Origin of the sequence: Sulfurimonas sp. (assembly GCF_023229105.1) — a bacterium.
Classification (GTDB): Bacteria; Campylobacterota; Campylobacteria; order Campylobacterales; family Sulfurimonadaceae; genus Sulfurimonas.
Genome location: NZ_JALNZY010000020.1, coordinates 1 through 22,639, shown reverse-complemented (window position 1 = coordinate 22,639; position 22,639 = coordinate 1). Strand labels below are relative to the sequence as shown.

General features: G+C 36.0%; 26 protein-coding genes. 12 read left to right on the top strand and 14 right to left on the bottom strand.

From position 1 onward, the window contains the following. Nucleotides 1-19: 19 nt before the first annotated feature. Genes M0Q17_RS04360 through ribA form a run of 5 tightly spaced genes read right to left on the bottom strand, consistent with a single transcriptional unit; the run spans nt 20 to nt 3,814 of the window. Nucleotides 20-1,987 carry an EAL domain-containing protein gene (locus M0Q17_RS04360; protein WP_295083691.1) on the bottom strand — a complete coding sequence of 656 codons (1,968 nt, stop codon included), beginning with the start codon at nt 1,985-1,987 and terminating at the stop codon, nt 20-22. 60 nt (nt 1,988-2,047) lie between these two features. After that, a complete protein-coding gene (locus M0Q17_RS04355) occupies nt 2,048-2,440 on the bottom strand; it encodes a hypothetical protein (RefSeq protein ID WP_295083689.1) in 393 nt (130 codons plus the stop codon). Then, on the bottom strand, nt 2,437-2,655 hold the full coding sequence (locus tag M0Q17_RS04350) for a PP0621 family protein (RefSeq protein ID WP_295083686.1): 219 nt from the start codon (nt 2,653-2,655) through the stop codon (nt 2,437-2,439). The genes M0Q17_RS04355 and M0Q17_RS04350 overlap by 4 nt, the downstream gene beginning before the upstream one ends. Then, nucleotides 2,652-3,233, bottom strand: a complete 582-nt coding sequence (rsmG, locus tag M0Q17_RS04345; RefSeq protein ID WP_295083684.1) for a 16S rRNA (guanine(527)-N(7))-methyltransferase RsmG — start codon at nt 3,231-3,233, stop codon at nt 2,652-2,654. Before rsmG ends, M0Q17_RS04350 begins: the two co-directional genes overlap by 4 nt. Before the next feature lie 17 nt (nt 3,234-3,250). Continuing rightward, nucleotides 3,251-3,814, bottom strand: coding sequence for a GTP cyclohydrolase II (gene ribA / locus M0Q17_RS04340; RefSeq protein WP_295083682.1), 564 nt, complete (start codon nt 3,812-3,814; stop codon nt 3,251-3,253). A 70-nt stretch (nt 3,815-3,884) separates the two neighbouring features. On the opposite strand from ribA, the gene hemB reads away from it, so the two are divergent. Further along, the gene (gene hemB, locus M0Q17_RS04335) at nt 3,885-4,856 is read left to right on the top strand and encodes a porphobilinogen synthase (protein WP_295083680.1); all 972 of its coding nucleotides are present in this window, start codon (nt 3,885-3,887) and stop codon (nt 4,854-4,856) included. A gap of 100 nt (nt 4,857-4,956) precedes the next feature. Further along, nucleotides 4,957-5,883, top strand: a complete 927-nt coding sequence (gene argF, locus M0Q17_RS04330) for an ornithine carbamoyltransferase (protein ID WP_295083678.1) — start codon at nt 4,957-4,959, stop codon at nt 5,881-5,883. A 117-nt stretch (nt 5,884-6,000) separates the two neighbouring features. Here the strand turns inward: argF and trpS are convergent, their stop codons facing one another. Further along, nucleotides 6,001-6,966 carry a tryptophan--tRNA ligase gene (gene trpS / locus M0Q17_RS04325; protein ID WP_295083676.1) on the bottom strand — a complete coding sequence of 322 codons (966 nt, stop codon included), beginning with the start codon at nt 6,964-6,966 and terminating at the stop codon, nt 6,001-6,003. 112 nt (nt 6,967-7,078) lie between these two features. Here trpS and raiA (M0Q17_RS04320) point away from each other — a divergent pair, with 112 nt between their 5' ends. Continuing rightward, complete coding sequence (raiA, locus tag M0Q17_RS04320; RefSeq protein WP_295083674.1) at nt 7,079-7,408, top strand: ribosome-associated translation inhibitor RaiA; 330 nt, start codon at nt 7,079-7,081, stop codon at nt 7,406-7,408. A gap of 2 nt (nt 7,409-7,410) precedes the next feature. Continuing rightward, complete coding sequence (gene hemJ / locus M0Q17_RS04315; RefSeq protein ID WP_295083672.1) at nt 7,411-7,833, top strand: protoporphyrinogen oxidase HemJ; 423 nt, start codon at nt 7,411-7,413, stop codon at nt 7,831-7,833. A 31-nt stretch (nt 7,834-7,864) separates the two neighbouring features. On the opposite strand, the gene der is transcribed toward hemJ, so the two are convergent. Continuing rightward, entirely contained in the window at nt 7,865-9,349 is a 1,485-nt protein-coding gene (gene der, locus M0Q17_RS04310; RefSeq protein ID WP_295083670.1) for a ribosome biogenesis GTPase Der, read from the bottom strand. Nucleotides 9,350-9,518: 169 nt separating this feature from the next. After that, a complete protein-coding gene (locus M0Q17_RS04305; protein WP_295083668.1) occupies nt 9,519-10,097 on the bottom strand; it encodes an LPP20 family lipoprotein in 579 nt (192 codons plus the stop codon). A gap of 93 nt (nt 10,098-10,190) precedes the next feature. Here M0Q17_RS04305 and M0Q17_RS04300 point away from each other — a divergent pair, with 93 nt between their 5' ends. Beyond that, entirely contained in the window at nt 10,191-10,631 is a 441-nt protein-coding gene (locus tag M0Q17_RS04300) for a phosphoribosyltransferase family protein (protein WP_295083666.1), read from the top strand. Here M0Q17_RS04300 and M0Q17_RS04295 read toward each other — a convergent pair. The 4 genes from M0Q17_RS04295 to M0Q17_RS04280 all read right to left on the bottom strand — a co-directional run bounded on the left by M0Q17_RS04295 (nt 10,628) and on the right by M0Q17_RS04280 (nt 13,702). Then, entirely contained in the window at nt 10,628-10,990 is a 363-nt protein-coding gene (locus M0Q17_RS04295; protein ID WP_295083664.1) for a cytochrome C, read from the bottom strand. The two genes, M0Q17_RS04300 and M0Q17_RS04295, sit on opposite strands and share 4 nt — an antisense overlap. A gap of 6 nt (nt 10,991-10,996) precedes the next feature. Then, nucleotides 10,997-11,749, bottom strand: a complete 753-nt coding sequence (locus M0Q17_RS04290) for a DnaJ domain-containing protein (RefSeq protein ID WP_295083662.1) — start codon at nt 11,747-11,749, stop codon at nt 10,997-10,999. Nucleotides 11,750-11,811: 62 nt separating this feature from the next. Next, the gene (locus tag M0Q17_RS04285) at nt 11,812-12,606 is read right to left on the bottom strand and encodes a DUF3108 domain-containing protein (protein ID WP_295083660.1); all 795 of its coding nucleotides are present in this window, start codon (nt 12,604-12,606) and stop codon (nt 11,812-11,814) included. A 76-nt stretch (nt 12,607-12,682) separates the two neighbouring features. Next, complete coding sequence (locus M0Q17_RS04280; RefSeq protein WP_295083653.1) at nt 12,683-13,702, bottom strand: hypothetical protein; 1,020 nt, start codon at nt 13,700-13,702, stop codon at nt 12,683-12,685. Between the two features lie 73 nt (nt 13,703-13,775). Between M0Q17_RS04280 and M0Q17_RS04275 the strand changes: the two genes are divergently transcribed. The 4 genes from M0Q17_RS04275 to nusB are packed head-to-tail and all read left to right on the top strand — an operon-like array spanning nt 13,776 to nt 16,386. Beyond that, nucleotides 13,776-14,663: a DMT family transporter gene (locus M0Q17_RS04275; RefSeq protein WP_295083651.1), complete on the top strand. Its 888-nt coding sequence runs from the start codon at nt 13,776-13,778 to the stop codon at nt 14,661-14,663. Nucleotides 14,664-14,697: 34 nt separating this feature from the next. Continuing rightward, the gene (gene kdsA / locus M0Q17_RS04270) at nt 14,698-15,519 is read left to right on the top strand and encodes a 3-deoxy-8-phosphooctulonate synthase (protein WP_295083705.1); all 822 of its coding nucleotides are present in this window, start codon (nt 14,698-14,700) and stop codon (nt 15,517-15,519) included. Between the two features lies 1 nt (nt 15,520). Continuing rightward, nucleotides 15,521-15,985: a 6,7-dimethyl-8-ribityllumazine synthase gene (gene ribH / locus M0Q17_RS04265; protein ID WP_295083649.1), complete on the top strand. Its 465-nt coding sequence runs from the start codon at nt 15,521-15,523 to the stop codon at nt 15,983-15,985. 2 nt (nt 15,986-15,987) lie between these two features. Beyond that, the gene (nusB, locus tag M0Q17_RS04260; protein WP_295083647.1) at nt 15,988-16,386 is read left to right on the top strand and encodes a transcription antitermination factor NusB; all 399 of its coding nucleotides are present in this window, start codon (nt 15,988-15,990) and stop codon (nt 16,384-16,386) included. A gap of 45 nt (nt 16,387-16,431) precedes the next feature. Here the strand turns inward: nusB and M0Q17_RS04255 are convergent, their stop codons facing one another. Next, nucleotides 16,432-17,397: a phospholipase A gene (locus tag M0Q17_RS04255; protein WP_295083644.1), complete on the bottom strand. Its 966-nt coding sequence runs from the start codon at nt 17,395-17,397 to the stop codon at nt 16,432-16,434. Nucleotides 17,398-17,622: 225 nt separating this feature from the next. On the opposite strand from M0Q17_RS04255, the gene M0Q17_RS04250 reads away from it, so the two are divergent. The 3 genes from M0Q17_RS04250 to recG all read left to right on the top strand — a co-directional run bounded on the left by M0Q17_RS04250 (nt 17,623) and on the right by recG (nt 21,989). Next, entirely contained in the window at nt 17,623-18,672 is a 1,050-nt protein-coding gene (locus tag M0Q17_RS04250; protein ID WP_295083642.1) for a dehypoxanthine futalosine cyclase, read from the top strand. Between the two features lie 45 nt (nt 18,673-18,717). Then, a complete protein-coding gene (locus M0Q17_RS04245; protein WP_295083640.1) occupies nt 18,718-19,959 on the top strand; it encodes a pitrilysin family protein in 1,242 nt (413 codons plus the stop codon). Between the two features lie 212 nt (nt 19,960-20,171). After that, nucleotides 20,172-21,989, top strand: coding sequence for an ATP-dependent DNA helicase RecG (gene recG, locus M0Q17_RS04240; RefSeq protein ID WP_295083638.1), 1,818 nt, complete (start codon nt 20,172-20,174; stop codon nt 21,987-21,989). Nucleotides 21,990-22,007: 18 nt separating this feature from the next. Here the strand turns inward: recG and raiA (M0Q17_RS04235) are convergent, their stop codons facing one another. Further along, a complete protein-coding gene (raiA, locus tag M0Q17_RS04235) occupies nt 22,008-22,550 on the bottom strand; it encodes a ribosome-associated translation inhibitor RaiA (protein WP_295083636.1) in 543 nt (180 codons plus the stop codon). Nucleotides 22,551-22,639: the final 89 nt, after the last annotated feature.

Below are 22,639 nucleotides of genomic sequence, written 5' to 3'. Positions count from 1 at the left end.
TGAAAGTCAATAAATTTTATTAAAAATTTTCTATAAGATTTTTATCAGGTTTCCCAATATAATAACCTTGAATAAAATCAACGCCCATTTTATCTAATAAATCTAGAGACTCTCTGTCTTCGACAAATTCAGCAATTGTCACAAGATTGAGATCTTTGGCAAAATTAATTATAGTTTTTACGATAGTTTGTGAGTTTTCGTGAGTGGTTATAAGCTTGACCAAAGAAGAATCAATCTTAAGACAATCGACATTTAGCTCCAATATGTGTGAAAAGTTTGAGTAACCGCTTCCAAAATCATCTATTGCTACTTTACAACCATATTTTTTAACCTCTTTGATAAAAGTTTTCATCTCCTCATAGTTTTCTATTTTATCTGTTTCTAAAATTTCAAAAACTACCCTTTTAGGCTCTGTAAATTCATTTAGTTTGTTAAAAATAAACTTTGTTATCTCCTTGCTTTGAATATCAACTATGGACAAGTTTACAGAAAATTCAAAATCTTTATCTTTGAAAAATTCAAATGATTTTGTAATTATTGCTTTTGTGATTTGCGGATAGAGTTTTGATTTTACGGCGATATCTAAAAAAACAAAAGGCAAAATAACCTCCTTGCTCTTAGTAACAATCCTAGCTAAGACTTCATACTTATCAATTTTTTTTGTTTTAGTGTTATATATGGCTTGATAAAATGGAGTAATTTGATCATATTTTATAGCATTTTTGAGTATTAAGAGAGCATCCATATTTTCTAGAATCTGTTTTTTTGCATTAAGTGAGTCATTGTAGATTACTATATTTTTTGAGTTTCTTTTTGCAATTTGTAGAGCAGTATTTGTTTTTATTAGAAGTGACTCTTTATTTGAGGCGATTCCGCAGCTAAAAGTTATAAATACCGACTGATCTGCTATGCCAAATTTAGTTTCGCCTATTTTGTGAAGCATCTCTTTAATGCTTTCTAGGAACTTCTCTTGAGAAAGTTGTGAAGTGGTAAATATTGCAAACTCATCATTTGGCAGCTTGTAAACAAAGTTTGAATATTCGCAAAATTCTCTAATTCTTTTTGAAACCTGAACTAAAATTTCATCCCCTACTCCAAAACCATAAAGATCATTAATGTCTTTAAAGGAGTCTATGTTTATAAGTGCAAGATGTGAGGAGCCTAAATCATTGCTGTTTTTAATATCCTCCATAAGTTTTAACCTGTTTGGCAGGTTAGTAAGTCTATCAAATAAAAATGACTCCTTGAGCTCTTTTGTTTTCTCTTTTACATTTTTTTTAAGGGTTGCACTTATCTCTCTTGATTTTTTCATCAAGAAGATAACGCCTAAAAAGAGGAGCAGGAAAAGAAGGATATCATAAGTGATAGATTCTATAAAATTTTTAAAAAAATAGGTGTTTAAATTTTTTGAAGGAATCTGTATGCTCAAAATTCCTATGACTTCACCGAGTTTATAATCATACGCATTTTGATAATTTTTTTGGATAAAAAGAGGAGCTTGCTCTTTTTTGCCATGACAATTTAAACAAATCTGCTCAACTCTTAAAACTGCCGCATGTTGATAAAATTTAGGATTTTCACTGCTGAAATATACCTTTTCGTCTAGATTGTTTTTGAAAAACTCTATTGCTTTCATCTCCTCATCATTTGCTTGATTTTCGCTGTTTCTAGCACGGTCAGAGACTATTGCAACCGTTATATTAAGAGGATTGTTTTTTGAAAAATTTTCCGATATTGTGTGTGAGCTTAATGGTGGAAGAGCAGGAAGTGTTTTTTCATTAAGCGCTAGTGTGCCGTCTAAGAAAAGATTTTGGTAGTATGCTCTATTTTCAGTGGCGTAACTGTTTAAAACTTCTGCCTCTTTTTTTGCAAAATTATATTCTCTCTCTTTTATCTCAAAGTAAGAGTATGTAACCTTTAATAAAATAATGATTAAAAATATAATAGGAATGGTTTTTAAAACTTTATTATTTAAAAAAATTCTCACAAGCCAATCCCCACTATTTAACTACCATTTTTAAGTTTATGCATTTTATACTATCTTTTCTTAAGACGCTATTTTAATAATCGCATTTGAAAAAATTACCCCATCAACTCCCAAAAGAGCAAGCTCCTCAATCTCATCTTCATCTTCAATTAAAACTAATATCTTTGCATCAAAAAGATAGTTCTCTGCTATATTTTGTGCAGTTTTAGCAAGCTCTTTTTCTATGACGATAAAAGAAGCGCCAAGGGAAGATGCGTAAAGAACTTCTGTGATACTCTTTACATGTAGGGCAACTTTGATAAGGTTTGATGCCGCATGCGTTATTACATCAAGATTTTTTTCCTCAAACTCAATATATATGGTTGATGATGGCGGAGTATGAAGAATGGAGTCTATATCAAAAATATGGTAGAAGCTCTCACTTTTTAAAAATCTATGTCCAAAAAATATCAACTTGCCTTCTTTGCGCACTCTTTTGAGCAGTAGTATTTAGCATTGCTTAAAATCGCATCATCGAGCTCACAGTAAATCTTGCATGAGGCACACTCCACCATCTCGCTACTTTTGATTTCCTCTTTTTTTGACTTTTCTAGAGTCGGTTTTTTCTTTATTAATATAAAATAGACAAACGCTATAATGCTTGCTACTAGTAAAATTTTTAGTATCATATCTCTTCTCCGATAAGCAAATAGTGTCTATTTTTCATTTTTATCACTCTATGTTTTATATCTTGTGAGACTTCATCATACACTTTCTCTCCTTTATAAAAAAGAAGTTTTGAGTTTTTATCTCTAAAATTTTTACTCAACTCTAAAAGCATGTCCGTATCCGTAACAGCTCTAGAGGTTACAAGATCAAAGATTTCACTCTGCATATCTTCAACGCGTTTTTTTACGACGCGAACATTTTTTAGATTCAAATCCGCTTTTATAAACTGTAAAAAACTTGCTCTTTTTGCTAGAGGTTCTACTAACGTAACCTCTGTATCAGGAAGCCCCATGGCTAGAATTAGACCTGGGAAACCTGCTCCGGTGCCGATATCGAGAAGTTTTTTGCACTTTGGCAGAAAGCTTAAGGGGAAGATGGCATCATAGATAAACTCATCCACTGTTTTTTCATCTTTTGCCCCCGTTAAGTTGTGGATTTTATTCCATTTAAAAAGATGCTCTTTATATTTTTGGATATTATGAAAAAAGTCATCGCTTAAGTAAAGCTTCTCTTTTTCAAGCGCAGTTTTTATATTCAAAGATATATCCTTTTTGTTTAAAGCAGGTGACCCATTTCATCTTTTTTTACATTTAAATAAGCTTCATTGTGTGGGTTTGACTTCATAATAATGGGTATTCGTTCTACGATTTCAATTCCCCCTAAAGAGTCTATCTTTCTTGGGTTGTTTGTAAGAAGTTTTATTCTATTTATATTGAAATGGTTGAGTATAAAAATCACAATCTCATACGTTCTCTCATCTGCAGCAAAGCCAAGCTGATGATTTGCTTCTACAGTATTTAGACCCTTGTCTTGAAGCGCATAGGCGTTTATTTTGTTAAGCAATCCTATATTTCTGCCCTCTTGCCTTAAGTAAATAACCATACCGTTTGTTTTTGATGCTAATTTTAGAGCATGTTCTAACTGATCTCTACAGTCACACTTTAAGCTTCCCATAGCATCTCCTGTTAGACACTCTGAATGAACTCTGACTATCGGTATTTCATCTAAATTTTTTTTAAATATTACAAGATGCTCTTTACTGCCCTCTTTGAAGGCTTTAACTTTAAAATCACCAAATCTTGTTGGTAAATTTGCTATTTCAGAAATCTTTATATTCAATAATTTGTCCTAACTTTAACTTTAAAAAGGTAAAATATTTTTCAAGATTATATCTAAAAAAGGTTTAACAATGTTTCAAAGATTTCGTAGAACTCGCCTAAATGCCCATCTTCGCTCGCTCGTTCGTGAAACAAGTGTAAGTGTAAATGATTTTATCTATCCACTTTTTGTACGCTCGGGGGAGGGGATTAAAACTGAAGTCGCATCTATGCCGGGAGTGTTTCAGATGAGTATTGATGAGGTTTTAAAAGAGTGCGGCGAGATAAAAAAATTGGGACTTTACTCGATTATACTCTTTGGAATTCCCGATGTTAAAGACTCTATAGGCTCAGACTCTCTGTGCGAACATGGGATAATAGCAAAAGCCGTGCGCGCTGTAAAAGAGGCTCATCCGGATATGTTTGTCGTAACTGATTTATGTTTTTGCGAATATACAGATCATGGGCACTGCGGAATTATTGATGAAAAACATCAAACGGTAAATAATGATGCAACACTTAAAATTTCTGCACAACAAGCTATTATTCACGCAAAAGCCGGCGCAGATATGATAGCACCCTCGGGCATGATGGATGGAATAATCCACACGCTAAGAGATGCGCTTGATGCATCAGGATATGAAAACTTGCCGATTATGAGTTACTCCACAAAATTTGCTTCGGGATATTATGGGCCGTTTCGAGATGTTGCGGAATCAACACCAAGTTTTGGCGACCGTGCCTCGTATCAGATGGATCCGGCAAATAGAAGAGAAGCAGTTGCTGAGAGTATTTCAGATGAAGCACAGGGTGCAGATATTTTAATGGTAAAACCGGCTCTTGCATATCTTGATATAGTCAGGGAGATTAAAGATAACACATCTTTGCCGATGGCGGTATATAATGTAAGCGGGGAGTATGCTATGCTTAAAATAGCTGGAATGAATAATTTGATTGATTATGATAGAGTTGTTATGGAGACGATGATGAGCTTTAAAAGAGCGGGCGCAGATATTATAATCTCCTACCATGCAAAAGAGGTGGCAAAGATGTTACAAAAGTAACCTTTAGTCCTCTGCTAAAATCTCTATACACGTTTTTAGAAGCAACCTTAAAGAAAATTACTATAGACTTAACGCTTATTTTACAATTTCGGGGAAACTATTGAGACATTTTTTAACACTTAAAGATTTTACTAAAGAAGAAATTTTGGAGATAATTGAGACGGGGCTCTCTATCAAAAAAAATTTAAAGTCAAAAATCTATAATCAAGAACTTAAAAATCAAACGCTTGCTATGATATTTGAAAAGAGTTCTACAAGAACACGCGTAAGTTTTGAGACAGGGATATTTCAGCTCGGCGGACATGCACTTTTTCTCTCAAACCGAGACATACACTTAGGACGCGGGGAGCCGGTAAAAGATACGGCACGTGTTATCTCAGGCATGTGCGACATGGTTATGATTAGGACTTTTGAGCACTCTAAAATAGAGGAGTTTGCCGCATATTCAAAAGTTCCGGTTATAAACGGCTTGACCGACTCTTATCATCCTGTTCAGCTTTTGGCGGATTATATGACTTTGGTTGAATACAATTCTCATGAAAATATTGTAGCAGCGTATGTCGGCGATGGAAACAACATGACACACTCATGGATGATGCTCGCTGCAAAACTTGGTTTTGAGTTACGAGTTGCGACACCAAAAGGGTATGAGGTAGATGCTAAAATACTTCAAGAGGCACTTGATATCGCTAAGGAGAGTGGGGCAGTTATAAAGATTATGAACGACCCAATGGAGGCTGTAAAAGGTGCTACGGTTGTAACAACAGATACATGGGTTTCCATGGGACAAGAGGATGAGAAGGATAAGCGCATCAAGACTTTTAAGGGCTTTATGGTAGATAATGCAATGATGTCTTTGGCTAGAAAAGATGCAAAATTTCTGCACTGTCTTCCTGCTTATAGAGGCTTAGAAGTAAGTGAAGAGCTTTTTGAAAAACATTCCGAGATAGTTTTTAACGAGGCGCAAAATAGACTTCACGCTCAAAAAGGTTTGATGGTCTGGCTAGATAGACACAAGGCAGAGTAAGGAAGTGAAGATTTATCTTCGCCTCTTGACGAGGTTGAAACCTCGCTTCCAAAATGAAGAATAATCTCGCTTTTTAAAAGTGGCACAACTTTGTTTATGCGTAACCTCTTGTGAATATTAGTATCTTATCCCTGTTGCTTCTCTTATCTTCTCGATGGAAGGCATAGCTGCCTTTTTGGCCTTAGCGGCACCTATATTTAGTATCTCTCTTACTTCATCTTGATGAGCTTCAAAATACTCTCTTTTTTCTCTATACTCTCTAAAGTATTCCCACATTACCTCTGCAAGGTAGATTTTAAAGTGACCATGACCTTCGCCGCCTCTTTTATATCTATCTTGAAGTGCTTTTAGGTTATTGCCCTCTAGAAAAAGTTTTGCCATATTGTAAACATTACATGTTTCATGCTCTTTAGGCTCTTCAAGAGGTGCATTCTCAGTGACTATTTTTTTTATAGTTTTTAGCTGGCTTTTTTCATCTGCAAAAATATTTACCACATTCTTATAACTTTTTGACATTTTTTGCCCATCTATCCCTAAAACAGTCGCCACTTCTTCTTGAACTCTAAACTCGGGGATAGTTAAAATATCTCCATATTGGTTGTTAAACTTTATAGCGATATCTCTGGCGATTTCAACATGTTGAATCTGATCTTTTCCTACAGGGACAACTTCTGAGCCAAAGAGTAAAATGTCCGCCGCCATTAAAACAGGGTATGAAAATAGTGAATGGTTTGCCGCTATTCCCTTTGCTACTTTATCCTTATAGCCATGCGCTCTCTCTAAAAGGCCCATAGGCGTAAATGAGGATAAAATCCAGTATAGTTCAAGAACCTCTTTTACGTCTGATTGAACCCAAAATGTGGATTTTTGCGGATCTATTCCAAGTGCTAAAAAGTCAGTTGCGCACTGCATGGTTAATTTGCTAAGGCGCTCGCCCTCGTTTACTGTTGTCATGGCATGATAGTTTGCGATAAACATAAACGTTTCACTTTTTTCCTGAGCTTCTACCATATGTTTTATCGAACCGAAATAATTTCCGATATGAAGATCTCCCGATGGCTGAATACCTGTCAAAACTCTCATAAATGAACTCCAAAAATTTCTAAATTTTATTTGTGACATTATACATTTTTTAGCTTTATTTGGCTACTATTTGGCTAAAATAGGCAGTATGCCAAATAAAAAGGATTTACTTATGAATATACAAATTCATGCAAAAGATGTAACGCTTCACGCAAATACAAGAGCCCATATAGAGGCTGCTATAGAAGCTTTTAAAAAATACTCGCTTGATATTACTACGGTAAATGTTAACTTAAGAGCAGAAAAAAAGGGTGTGTCGGTGGAGTTTGATATTCATATAGCGCATTCGCAGCCGGTTGTTATAAATCAGAGTGATGAAGATTTAGATGCAGCTATTGATATGGCAATAGACAGAGCCTCAAAAGCACTTCGTCGTCTTCATGATAAGATAGTTTCGCACAAAGCGGCTTCCATTAAAGAGATAGAAGTAGAAGAAGAGTAGTCATGTATAACTGGGTAGTCTGGTTTCATGTGTTGTCTTTTATTTCTTGGTACGCCGTGCTTTTTTATATGCCACGTCTTTTTGTATATCATGCAGAAAATATTGAAAACGAGGGCTTTATAAAAGTCGTAAAAGTCATGGAGATGAAAATTTACAAATATATAGGTATCCCTGCTATGTGGGCTACCGTGTTAAGTGGTACTTATCTTGCATATGAATTTGGCTTTAGCGGTAACGGCTGGCTACATGCAAAGATATTTTTTGTTCTTGTTTTGATTGCATATTTCTTTTCGCTGGGATTTTTTAGAGTTAAGTTTTTAAATGATGAGTGTACAAAAAGTGGTAAATTTTTCAGAGCTTACAATGAAGTTCCGACAATTTTGCTACTTATTATTGTAGCGATGGTGGTTATAAAACCGTTTTAAAAATCTAGAGATAAAAGGAGAAAAACTCCTTTTATCTCTCCCCACGTTTTTTAGCTTTAAATAAAACTGGCGTTCCGCTAAAGTTAAAAGACTCTCTTAGTTTATTTGTCAAATATCTTCTGTATGTAAAGTGAAGCCCTCTTGGTTTGTTCATCACGATAGCAATTTTTGGCGGTCTTGTTTCGTACTGGGTTGCATAATATATTTTTATAATTTGTCCATGCATAGATGGAAGATGGTGTTTTCTCATAGCTTTTTCCAAAGCTTCATTAAGTTCAGATGTTTTGATGCGCTGAGAGTAATTTTCATTTATCTCTAAAATCATATCATGGAGTTTATCTACTCTCTTATGAGATTTTGCGGAGAGAGTTACGATAGGTGCATAAGCCAAAAACTTAAATCTGTCTCTAACTTCTTGTATGATTTTGTCATAATCTTCTCTATTTGCGATATCCCACTTGTTCAAAACAATGATACATGCAAGACGGTTGCTATCAACTAAACCCGCAATTTTTTCATCAAGGTCTAAAAAAGGTTCACTTGCATCTAAAACAACTAGAGCCATGTTTGAGTTCTCAAGCATCTCTTTTGTACGCATAAGAGCAAATTTCTCGATTCCTACAATCTTTCCTCGTCGTCTAAGTCCTGCTGTATCTACAAAAGTAAGCTGCTTGCCTTTGTACTCAATACTCTCATCAATCGGGTCAATAGTTGTTCCCGCAACACTACTTACTACGGAGCGTTCTTCGCCTAATAGGGCATTTAGAAGTGAGCTTTTTCCGACATTTGTACGCCCGATAATCGAGATTTTAATATGGTTAATATCGTTTTCGTCAAACTCTTTGATTCTATCATTTTGTGCAAAGATAGAGTCATCTTCAAAATCTTCATCCTCTTGTGTATCATCCGGATAGAAAAAGCCGTCATCTTCATCATCTTCGCCGTGATGCTCAAACTCAAACTCACTCTCATCCTCCTCGACTAGATTTACATCATCCTCTTCTTCACTATTTTCTTTTACAATGTCAGAATCAGGAATTCTGTCATATACCCACTCAAGTAGAGGAACTACACTTCTGTTATGTGCAACGGATATGCCAAAAATAGCATCTGTGCCAAACTCATAAAAGTCCCAAAGGTTATCTTTAAGCTTGTCATTGTCAATTTTATTGACAACCAAAGCTACATCTTTTCCCAATGTCTGAAGCTCATAAAAGAGTTTTTTATCCTCCTCCTCGGGGATACTTTTACCATCTACCATATAGAGAATAATGTCTGCTTTTTTCGCCGCCTCTAGTGACTTCTCTTTTATTTTATTAAAGAGTTCACACCCTTGGTCAAGCCCTCCGGTGTCAAAAAGCAGAGCCTCTTTATTTATAATCATAACAGGTCGTCTTTTGACATCCCTTGTTGTTCCTGCTATATCTGAGGTTATAGCATCTCTTTTTTTGACGAGTCTGTTAAAAAGTGAGCTTTTGCCAACATTTGGACGACCGATAATGGCGATTTTTTTCATATTTTTACCTAAGTGAAGAAGATTAAATTTGTAGTTTATTCGCAATTATAGCGAAATATAAGAGTAATTTCAGGTTTATAAACAAATCTTACACTCTTGCATATTCGTAATAGGAGTCTGTTTTTGAGGATGCAGAGATGCTAGGCTCTCTGCTGGCATAAGGTGCTCTTTAGTTTGTAGGGAACTCTTTTTCTAAATCCTCAAGTGCATTTTTAGCTTTAAACTGCTGCCAAAGAGCTTGGTCATTTTTAAAACTTGTATTAATATTATTTTTAATCTGCTTATTTGCAGAGTTTTTTGAAACTGTAACCAACATAAATATAGCGCCTGATGGTGCGGTCCACATGTCAATTGCTTTTGATCCTTGAAGGTTAACTTTTGCTACCTGTTTTGTCACGGTTTCTATTGATTTATCAACACTCTCTGATGCGCTGACTCCTGTTGTCCCCGTGTATATTGTGATTTTATCTTTAACTTCAGACTCTATCTGCTGTGCTAAGTCTGAGCGACCGTTAGCCATAGCTACTCTTCTCATATGATCCATTCCCGCAGCACTCTTATGAGCCATGCCGACACCCGCATAAGCATCTTGTATATCAGGAATACATGTCCATTTTGGAGCAAGTACATTCTCCTGTTTGCAGGCAAAATCTACACTTCTCTCTTCAAGCTTAGCATCTTTGCTACACCCAGTAACTAGGGATAATAGCAAGCCTGCAAATAAAATAGATGAAACAGTTTTAATCATTTTTAAAATCTCCTTTTTTTCTAAAATTATTGTATCAGTTTTAATCTTAAAGGGTATTTATTAAATTTTGCTTCTTAATTGTATAATTTGTTTATGAAATATTATAGTTATGAAGATTTTAAAATCGATACACGCTCTTTATTACAGAGAGTCAAAGGGTCACATTTTGAGGCGATAGTTGCAGTTGCAAGGGGAGGATATACCCTCTCACATGCAATGGCAGAGGGCTTGGATATACGCAATGTTCAAAGCATAAGAACAGAACTTTATGACAAAACCATCAAAAGAGATATGATAAATATATTTCAAACATGTGAACTTGGGGGCGTAAAAAAAGTGCTGGTTGTTGATGATATAGCAGACAGCGGAGCTACGTTAAAGGCAGTTATGGAGTATTTAGAGAAAAAATATATAGATATTGAGTTTGTCTCATGTACTCTTTTTTACAAAAAAACATCTGTTTATGAGCCTCATTTTTGGATAAATGAAGCAGATGATTGGATTGACTTTTTTTGGGAGAGAGATTTTAGTTAGTATGCGGTTTCGTATTTTGTGAAATCTGTTTCATAAATGTACTCGCTGATAACTCTTAGCGCCTCTTTATTAAAGGCAAGTTCGGGCATAAGTTCATGTTTTTCGATAGCATCAAGCATTAAAGAACCCTCATAAGCGGGCTTTTCTACCCACGTTGCCATGTATGAGACAAACTCCTCTTTGTTTTCAAACGCTTTTTTATATCTTTCTTTAACCTCAGATATAGAAGGGGCGGAGATTGTTTTTGTGGGGTGATGACATGTGATGCAGTTGCCGTTAAACAAAAGAGCGCCCAAATTTTGCGCGTTGCATAGACAAAAGAGGGAGAGCATAAAAAGTAAAAAAATAGTTTTTATCATCTGCTACTACTTTTTATGCTCTTTTATCATCTCATACGCCTGATTTATCTCCTGCGTTTTTGCAGTTGCTTCTTGCATATAGGCATCATTTTTGCCTTGAGATTTGATGATATCGGGATGATACTCTTTGACTAATTTTCTATACGCTTTTTTGATTGTATTTAAGTCATCGTCCTCACTTACGCCTAGCAAACGATAGGCATCTTTGATGTTTGTTTTTGGCTTGATGCTATGGAGCATCTTCTCAAACTGATCAAACATGGCATGGTATATATTTGGATCAAACTCTAACGCTTCGGCAATAGAGGCTAAAATCTCCTCTTCGCTTTGGCTTACTTTCCCATCGACAAACGCAAGCTGAATCAAAAATCCCATAAATTGGTGCTGTTTTGCTCTATCTCTTTTGATTGTTTTTGCTAAGACATAAGCAATCTCTTTTTCGCCCTGAGAACTATTTTTATGCTCGTTAAAAATCTCTTTTAGTATCTCTTTTGTTTTTTGCGGTTGAGGGAAAAGAGCTGAGATATCATCAAACATAATCCCGATAAGTTCTGCCTCAAGAGCATCAACTCTGCCATCAGCTTTTGCAACTTTTGCAACAAGTGCGACAAAAAGACCAAGTTCACTCTTTTGTAGAGACTCTTTAGTGATAGAGAAATTTTTAAACGCCTCTTGAGAGTAGAGCGTATATCTTGAGTAACTCTTAAAAATCCAGTAAAAAAATCCGATTAAAATCGACAATAATATTATATTTCCCATAACTTCCCTTTATTAATTGCATAATTATATAAAATAGAAGTTAATAGAGGATTGCAAATTGTCTAATTTTGACTAATCTCGTGATAAACTCTTTTTGCAGTGATTTTCCCTACCCAAAATATTTCGCCTAAAAAGGCTTCTTTTAGCAGTCCATCATTGTCAAACGCAATAAGTACATCAACGATATCATCTTCTTTGTCAAACGGCTCAACATGCAGATTGTATATATCTTGCGTGCTATCAGAAAAGTTGAGTATTGCAGACTCTTTTTTTGCTCCCTCTAGGCAAGACACTGTGATGTCGTTTTTTTCATCATTCGCGCCAAATGCAATCAGTTTATAAAACTTTTTTTCGGAGTTGCATGTAGTTTTGGTATTGAGATAAGAAGTAAGAACGTCACTATCTTTGTAAATATCAAGGGTGCTCTCTTGTGTAAAACTTTTTTTGACCTCCTCTGTTATGAGGTTAAAATCCTTAAGGTCAAATTTTGTTACGTTAACTAGTTTCGTCTTCTCTTCTATAAATTTTACCTCTTTTTTTTCATGGTCAAAGTAATAAGTTCGAACTCTTAATCTTTTTGTAGTCTCCTTGGTTTCTATAAAAATGTCAGGGATATATCTGCCCTCTACTATCTTGCCTTTGCTGATAAAAGTTTCAACCCTGTTTTTTAAAAGTGTAGCAGCAACACCTGTTGTGTTGGCAGTAAGTTTTATCTCATAGCTATTATCGTGCTCTTTTAGTGAAATATCTGCGTAACCAACATCGCCAAACAGAGTAACATGGACACCATAACGTGTTGAAATCTCCTTTGAAAAAATAGAGCTTATAAGCAAAAAAAGCAGCAAAACAAATCTCATAAAAAACTCCTAAATTTTTACATTTATATCAAAAAATATACTTTATTATAATTTTAGATTATACTATAATTTCTCTTTATATATTCCCAAAATAAAAATCTATATCAAATCTAAATATATAGTTTGGCTCGTATTCATACTGCCTGTGAAAATCTACACCTGATTTTATCTCGAGTGCTATCCATTTTCGAAAAATATTTTGACGCCATGAGGCAAAACTGGAGTAGCTGCTTATTCCATCATATTTTTGTGGTGCAGCTTCACATCTATATTCGGAGTTGCCCCAAAATTGTTGTGTGAAGCTAAACCCTTTTTTCTGTGAGAGTGCTAAATAGTAAGAAAAGGCAACAGCATAATCAAATCCATCTACATTAGATTGTGTTTTGCGGTGCAGGGTTGTTCTAAAAATAGAGTTTTCATTTAGAGTTTTATTAAGATAGATATTTGTCTCCTCGCTAAAATCATCTTTTGTCGAGTAAATAAACTGTTGTGTCGGCTGCAGGAGCCAATCTTTGGTTTTAAAATCTTTGGAGTATCTTGCTTTTGCATAAGTTGAAAAGCTTTTTATTCCTATGGAGTATTTTGATTTTATTCCTTTGTAAAAGGGTGTAAAAAGGTTAACACCGACCCCAACACTTGAGGCGCTATTTGCTCCAGAAGGGACGTTGCTTAAATAGTTTTTTTCAGAATTGCCAATAAAAAGCTGAATGTTTTTTTTAGTTCTACTTAGCGGAATTTGTGCGCTTATTTTTTGATTAAACTCAATTGACTCTTTTGATTGAAACTCAGAGCCAAGACGGATACGAAGAAAACTTTTTTCAGTTTCTTCAATAAATTTTTCATTTTTAAAAAATTCATCGATTGCGTATATAACTTCATCTTCGTTTGTCTCATAGTCAGTCTTATTATTATCAGACTCTTTAACCCAGAGGCTTATACTTTTATCTACATTGTCAAATAATTTAACAACATATTTTGAAAAACTTTTGTGTTTCTCATCTAAGTATCCGTGATATGTCTGTTGCGTTTTATCTTCTTGTGCAGCTGCATTGAGTGCTAAAAATAAGCTTATTAAAAGAGTAGCAATACGCAACATTATAACATCCCCTTTGCTCAATGTAGATTATTATAGCGCATTTCAATTGAAAAAGATTGGTATACTTTCGTTTATGAAACGTATTAAAAAATTAGATAACGGTATCAAATATATGCTCTTTGCATCCTTTTTGTTTGCGATAATGGGCGCATTTGCAAAGCTTGCATCAGAGCATATGAGCTCCCTAGAGGTTGTATTTTTTAGAAATATATTTGGCGTTATTTTTATAGGTTACGCACTCTACAGAACTCCCATGATAAGCAAAGGAGGAAGACCTTTTTTGCTTTTTTTCAGAGGGTTGATGGGTTTTTCAGCTCTTTTGGCATATTTTTACAATATTGCCCATATTCCGCTCGGTGATGCTGTTACATTCTCAAAAACCGCGCCCATTTTTACAGCAATATTTGCTTGGCTTTTTTTAAAGGAAAAGCTCTCTTTAAGCTCTTGGGTAGCCGTATTTATAGGTTTTGGCGGTATAGTTCTCATAGCTCAGCCCAGCGGAATCGGCTTTAGTAAATATGACCTGCTTGGTATTTTTAGCGGAATTGGAGCTGCTCTTGCTTATACGTCGGTAAGAGAGCTTAGAAACTACTACGATACAAGAGCGATAGTGCTCTCCTTTACACTTGTGGGAACGGTAGTTCCTATACTGCTTTTTATGCTCTCTCACTATTTTTATATAGCCGAACTTGATTTTATGATGGGAGAGTTTGTTATGCCCAGTGGAATTGTTTGGTTATATATAGTAGGTCTGGGAGTGCTAGGAACGCTCTCTCAATACTATATGACAAAAGCGTACGGCGAGACAAAGGCTGGAATCGTCGGTGCTGTTAGCTACTCAAATATTGTTTTTGCGATTTTAGTTGGTGTTTTACTAGGGGATACGTTGCCGAGTTTTATAACTGCGTTTGGAATTATGCTTATTGTAGCTGCGGGAATCATAGTAGCAAAGGCAAAATGATTTTTATATGCACCCTTAAACTCATTATGCTATAATCACTCTCTATTTTCTAAAAGGTAAATATATGAAATTACTCGCTGGACCTTGCGTTATTGAGAGCGAAGAGAACATCTTTAAAATCGCTAAGGCTTTGGAGACATATCAAAATGATTCAACGATAGACTTCTATTTTAAGTCATCTTTTGATAAAGCAAACCGTACATCTTTGGATAGTTTTCGCGGTTTGGGGATAGATGAGGGACTTAGAATTTTGCAAAAAGTAAAAGATGATTTTGGGTACAAAGTTGTAACGGATGTGCATGAGTCGCATCAGGTTCCTGCCGTTGCCGAAGTTGTCGATATGCTCCAAATCCCTGCATTTTTATGTCGTCAAACAGACTTGCTTGTGGCTTGTGCTAAAACTACAAAAGAGATAAATATCAAAAAAGGGCAGTTTATAAATCCGCCTGATATGAAATACTCCGTGGCAAAAGTGCTTAAAACAAGAGGCTGTGATGAGGTAAGCTATGAAAACTCAAAAAAACATGGAGTATATTTGTGCGAAAGAGGTTCATCATTTGGATATGGAAATATCGTTGTGGATATGCGCTCTCTTGTAATAATGAGAGAGTTTGCACCTACTATTTTTGATGCAACGCACTCAGTTCAAGCCCCGGGCGCGCTTGGCGGAAAAACAGGTGGAGACAGAACTATGGTTCCATACCTCTCAAGTGCGGCGGCGGCTGTTGGAGTGGACGGTTTCTTTTTCGAAACTCACTTTGACCCGAGCGTGGCACTTAGTGATGGACCAAATATGATAAAATTAGATGAGTTAGAAACACTAATAAATAAAATTAAAAAGATACGGGAGATATAAAATGAGATTAATTGAAGGACAACTAAAAGTTGTAAATGGTAAAAAAATAGCGATAGTAAGCACAAGATGGAATCACTTTATAGTTGATAGACTTGTAGAGGGTGCGAAGGATGCATTTGCGCGTCACGGCGGAGATGATGCTGATTTAACGCATGTTTTGGTTCCGGGCGCATTTGAGCTTCCTATGATAATAGATCAGCTACTAGCCAGCGGCAAGTATGATGCAGTTTGTGCTTTAGGTGCGGTTATCCGTGGGGCAACTCCTCATTTTGATTATGTCTCAGCTGAGGCAACAAAGGGGATCTCGACAATGAGTCTTAAGTATCAAAAACCTGTTTCATTCGGGCTTTTAACGACCGACACAATCGAGCAGGCTATCGAGAGAGCTGGTACAAAAGCAGGAAACAAAGGCTTTGAAGCGATGACTACCGTTATCGAGATGCTAGACCTTTATAAGAACCTTTAATTATGGCTACTAGACATCAAGCCAGAATGGCGGTTGTAAGTTTGTTGTACGCATTTGATCTCGGTAATGGAAATATTGCAGAGCATACGGATGAGATTTTAGAAGAGAAGAAGATTAGAAATAAGCAAAGAGATTTTGCACTTACTCTTTATGAGGGTGTTATGAAAAATATAACGCCTGTTGATGCGGCGATAGTCAAGCATCTTAAAGATTGGGATTTTGAGAGACTCGGAGCTATCGAGAGAGCTACTTTAAGACTTGCAACTTATGAGATACTTTTTGGTGAACTTGACTCTGCGGTTGTAATAAACGAGGCGGTTGAGATAACAAAAGCGTTTGGTACAGAGCAGTCTCCAAAATTTATAAACGGTGTGTTAGACGCAATTGCAAAAGATAAGTAAAGCTTAAGATAGTAAAAACAGCAAAAAAGCGCTGTTTTTACACTTCTATCTTGAAAATGAAAAACCAAATCCTACTCTGTTTTGATGATTATTATAATCCACTAAACTTGCTCCATATCCGTTAAATAGTTTAATATACCAAAAGGTATTTTTTGAATGTCCTATGGGGTGTGACCACTCCATTTCAAGGGAGCCTCGATTTGAGCCGTTAAAGCGAAGATTATTGCGCCAGGTTAAGTCAAACTGATGTTTTTTAAGAAAATAGTTTAGCTTTAAGTGCCCATATCCGAGATAAGAGGTTATGTTTTTATTATCATCTCCTGCATCTGATATCCATAACCTAAGAGTTGTCATAAGATCCCCTCTGTAAAAAATAGTGTCAAAATAGATTTGGTTCCACTCCCTAGAGAGCGGGGCTCCCATTCCGTTTGACTCATGCCAAAAACCGACTTTAATAGCTCTAAATCCAAATTCAGATAATTTTTTATCTTGGATAGGTAGAGTAAGAAATATTTCAGGTCTGTAATTTGTTTCACGAAACGGAGCAGAGACTGAATAAAACTGCCACCACACCTCTTGCGTGTATCCCAAAGTTATTATTTCATTTAAACCAAATAGATTGTAGCTTATATCTTTTTTTAAACTTATTTGAAACTCTGCTTCAATGTTTTTATTAAATTGTTCATAGCCTGGGTGTGCAACAAGGTCTCTTTGCTCATAATTTGCTGTTGTATATGCAAAAGGAATTAAGAAGTTTTTTTCATATGGAAGTAAACCAAAATTACTAAAAATTTTTGCTACCATTGCATCTTTTGCATCTGAATCTTCCGGCATATTTAGATGTTGAAAAAGAAAAAGTTTTTTTGCTTCATCTTCACTGGATATTACAGCTGTCTCTTCTTCATTGCATATTACGGCTGTCTTCTCTTCAGCAGCCATGAGATAAGAGCTTATTGTAAGAAGCAGGGTAATAAAGAGTACCCTATTTAATAAAAGTAATACACTCTTCACTGTTTTAAAACCAAGCATAAAGAGCGGAATGCTTCTTTTATAATTTCATCTTTTATTTGTTTGTGTAAGTACATGATAGCCTACTGCATAATATTATTTTTGCTTAAGCATAGCATAAATTGAGTTTGATTTAGGCAAGAGCGGCAATATTAATTACAAGTTGTTTGTTTGTTTATTGTGAAAAAAAGAGTAAAATCCAATCACTAAAAAGTAAAATGGTTGGCAATGAAAAGATTAACTAAACAAGAAGCCTTAGCGCTTATAAAAAATGCAGATTTGAAAGAGCTAGGTCGCATGGCAACAGCTCGTAAAAAAGAGCTTCATCCTGATAATATTACCACTTTTGTGGTAGATAGAAATATTAACTATACAAATATTTGCTGGGTGGATTGCAAGTTTTGCGCATTTTACAGACATGAAAAAGATGCTGATGCTTATGTGCTTACATTTGATGAGATAGATGCAAAGATAGACGAACTTCTTGAAATCGGCGGAACACAGATACTTTTTCAAGGCGGAGTGCATCCAAAATTAAAGATTGAGTGGTATGAGGATTTGGTGGAGCATATTCACACAAAATATCCTACGATTACAATTCACGGATTCTCTTCCATAGAGATAGACTTTATCGCTAAAGTCTCACGCATCAGTGTTGAAGAGGTTTTAGAGAGACTACATGCTAAAGGTTTGGCTTCTATCCCGGGAGCTGGGGCTGAGATACTGAGTGATAAAGTAAGAGATATCATCGCTCCAAAAAAAATCGATAGTGAAGTTTGGGTGGATGTTCATAGAAAAGCCCATAAACTCGGCATAATGTCAACGGCTACTATGATGTATGGTACTATTGAGAGCGATGAAGATATCATAGAACATTTTGATATGATAAGAAGACTTCAAGATGAGACTGGTGGATTTCGTGCTTTTATCATGTGGAGTTTTCAAGGACAAAATACTGAGCTCTTAAGGTTAATCCCAGATATGGATAAACCATCTTCAAACCGCTACTTACGGCTTCTTGCCGTTGCTAGACTCTACCTTGATAATGTGCCAAACATCCAAAGTTCATGGGTTACACAGGGTCCTTATATCGGGCAGATGGCTCTGATGTTTGGAGCAAACGATTTAGGCTCGACTATGATGGAAGAGAATGTCGTAAGTAGCGCTGGAGCGGCTTACACGATGGCAAAGAGTGAAATGGTGCATCTCATACGAGATGTGGGCGAGATACCAGCTGTGCGAAATACGGCGTATGAGATTTTAGAGAAATTTGCATAGATGAAAAAGATAGCTATAACACTACTGATTTTAGGAAATATAATAATGGCAGCAACAATAGATAATATAGAGATAAAAAGTTTAAAAATACCTGTGATTTTTCAAGAGGATAGGAGATTGCCTCTGGTAACCATGCAGTTTATTTTTAAAAATAGCGGAAGTGTGGCAGATGACACAAAAGCCGGTTTAGCGAAATTTAGTTCAAAAATAATGAACGAAGGTACGAAAAAGCTAGGCTCAAGTAAGTTTGCCGAGGCGCTTGAGGGTAGGGCTATCCATATATCAGCATCAACGGGCAAAGAGACTTTTGTCATAGAACTTGGCTGCTTAAAGGAGGAGTTTGACGAGGGACTTAAATATTTAGAGATGCTTCTTAGCGACCCAAATCTTACTCAAGAAGCAATAGACAAAGTAAAAACTACCACTTTAGGCTCTCTTGCGAGAAAAGAGAACGATTTTGACTATATAGCATCAAACGAGCTTAAAACACTCCTTTTTGCCGGGAGTGTGCTTGCAAAGCCGTCTGCGGGAACGATTGAGAGTGTAAATAAGATTGAGCTAAAGGATGTAAAAGAGTTTCTATCTAAAAATATTGTTAGCTCAAAGCTTATTGTTGCAATAGGCGGCGATGTGGATTTGAAAACGAGCAAAGAGAAGATTGCTAAACTTATAGAGTTGCTTCCAAAGGGTAAGTCAACAGAGCCTATAAAGTATGAAGCTGCTAAAGATGCAAAAGAAAAAGTAGTTCTAAAAGAGACACAACAGGCTTATGTGTACTTTGGCTCGCCATATAACATAAGCGTAAATTCCGAGGATTATTACAAGGCAAGAGTTGCTACTTTTATCTTGGGCGCAGGAGGATTTGGCTCAAGACTTATGGAGGAGATAAGAGTCAAAAAAGGGCTTGCCTATTCAGCTTATGCAAGGTTGGATGTTACAAAATCAAGCAGCTACATGAGCGGATATCTGCAGACAAAACTCGAGTCGCTCAAAGATGCTAAAGAGACCGTAAAGTATGTTATAGAGGATTTTGTAAAAAATGGTGTTACAAAAGAGGAACTTGAGCAGACAAAGAAGTTTTTACTTGGAAGTGAGCCTTTAAGAGTTGAGACTATGAGCCAGAGACTTCACAGAACTTTTATGGAGTTTTATAACGAGCAGGAGATTGGACACTCTTTTAAAGAGTTGGAAAAAATCGAAAAACTAAAACTAAATGATTTAAATGAGTTTATAAAAGAGCACAAAGAGATTTTAGACACAAGTTTTGCTATTGTCACAAAACGCTAGTTTCTTTAGAAAACGCTAGTTTCTTTAGAAAAATCAGCCAAAAAATATGACACTTTGCAATATTTTTATATACAGTTCATAAAAAGAGATAGTATTAAACTGACCTTACGCACTTTTGGCAAAAAAGGGCATATTAAACTTTGTAAATCTCGAAAAACTTATTTTTCGTAGCTTTATGGCGTAACATCAGTATTGAACACTAAGGACTTATGATGAACATAACAAAAGAGCAAAAAGAAAAATTTAAAAAACTAGCTATAACCAGCTTTGCCGAGCTTGCCCTTATTGTTCCCTCAGGTTATGAAGATTTAAGAGTGCAGGATAAACTTCAAACCCACTCCATGCAGCTCATAGATGCGACTGTAGAGTCTGTTTATAGAGCTGCCAATTCAATTCAAATTACCTTTTATGCCCATAATTTCGGTCATGTTGTTAGTGGTGTTATATTTCGTCCAAAACCTTATATGCTTCATCAGTTTAAGGTTGGCGAGAGAGATTTTTACTATGGAATGATTGAGTGTAAAAGCGGCTTATGCAGTATGAATATGCCAAAAAAAGTGACGAATGTCGGTGCCATTACTCCTAGATACAAGTCCGCACTTAGAAGCGATGTTATGCTTAGGCTTATGCAAAGCACTCTGAGTAAAGAAAATTTAATGTCAGAGGGAATAAGAGAGGAGATTGCAGAGGAGCTTTTAAAGGTTCATTTTCCTACGCAAACAGCACCAAATTTAAAAAGTTTGGAGCCAAAAACCATAGATGCTCTTAAATATACGGAACTTTTTGTCTATATGAAACAGCTCTTTAATAAAAGAAGATATTTTAAGGCGCTAACTTCTGCATGTGGCGATTATAAGGAGTGGGTGCAAACTTTGCCTTTTACCTTGACTCAGGAGCAGGTAAAAGCGATAGAGGAGATAAAGGCTGATTTAACCAAAGAAGTTTCGGCTCGTCGAATGATAGTCGGAGATGTCGGAAGCGGAAAGACTATGGTTATCTTAGCATCTGCTCTTATGATGCTACCAAACCGCTCTGTTCTTATGGCACCGACAACGATACTAGTAAACCAACTCTATGAGGAGGCAAAAAGGTTTCTTCCCAATGTTAAAATTGCTCTTGTGACAAATAAAACAAAAGATATAAATCTTGAGGAGTATGATTTTATCATAGGCACACATGCGCTGCTCTATAGAGAGCTCCCAAAAGCCGCCCTTGTTATGGTAGATGAACAGCATCGTTTCGGAACGGCTCAGAGAAATATGCTAGAAAAACTTGTAAGTAGTGCAGATATCATAAATCAAGAAGAAGCAAAGCCTCATTTTTTACAGTTTTCTGCAACTCCCATCCCTAGAACACAGGCGATGATAGAGACGGCGCATATTGATGTTTCGCTCATTACAACAACACCTTTTAAAAAAGATATAATCAGTAGAGTGATACATAAACAGGATTTTAAAGATTTACTACTTCATATAGAGAGGGAGATAGCTAAAAAAAATCAAGTTCTTTTGGTCTATCCGCTTGTAGAGCAGAGTGATTTTTTGGAGTATCAAAGCATTGATGAAGCAAGGGGATTTTGGCAGAAGAGATTTAAAAATGTCTATGTAACACATGGAAAAGATAAGGAAAAAGAGGAGGTTTTGCTTGATTTTAACAAAAGCGGCGATATCCTCATCGCCACAACTGTTATAGAGGTCGGCATATCTCTACCTCGTCTTAGCACTGTGGTTATTGTCGGAGCTGAGAGATTAGGACTCTCAACTCTGCATCAGCTTCGTGGTCGTGTAAGCCGTACAGGGTTAAAAGGGTACTGTTTTTTATATACAAACCAGAGTGCATCAGAGAGGCTTGATAAATTTGTACAAACGACAAGCGGCTTTGATATTGCAAATTTGGATTTAAAGTTTAGAAAAAGCGGGGATTTGCTAAAAGGGCATAATCAGAGTGGAAGTCAGTTTAAGTGGGTTGATTTGGCAGAAGATGAGGAGATAGTAAAGGATGTGAAAGCAGATTTGAGCAAAAGGGTTTAACCCCTCTTGCAGTAGTAGCTAGTAAAGTCCAAATCTTCCATCATTTCTTTTGTAAAGAACTCGGGTTTTACCGTCGTTGTCTATGAAAATCTCAAATAGCTTTTTATTCTCTTTTATGTCATTTAATACATCTTCAATTTCACGCGGTTTGTAAAGAGCAAGTCCAACCGGTACTATCTCATCTTCCATAGCCTCGCTAGCTTCATTGAGGCTTACGCTTGAAATCACTTCATTTTTGGTTTCATTAATGCCATCTTTGTAGTGATGGTTGTCTCTGTCATGTATGCGGCGGAGTGCTTTTTGCGCTCTTGCTGTCGCCAAGTCGATAGCAGCGTAAAGGTCTTCATCACTCTGTTTGATTATGATAGAGTTTTTGTGAGCTAGGTTGATGACATACTCAACAACAGAATGATCTTTACTTTTTTTTGTTTGAGTTGTTGCAACTATATTTACGGAGATAATATCCATATTGTATTTGCCAAGTGTTTCGATAGAGGCATTCATGTGTGCTTTAATCGGCTCAGTAAGTTCTACATGTCTTCCTGTTAATGTAATATTCATAGTAAATCCTTTAGTTTGTAAATGTAAAGGATTATAGCATTAAATAGGTTAGAGTTTAGAGCTTTTGGATGGTTCTTCTAAAGTAGCGG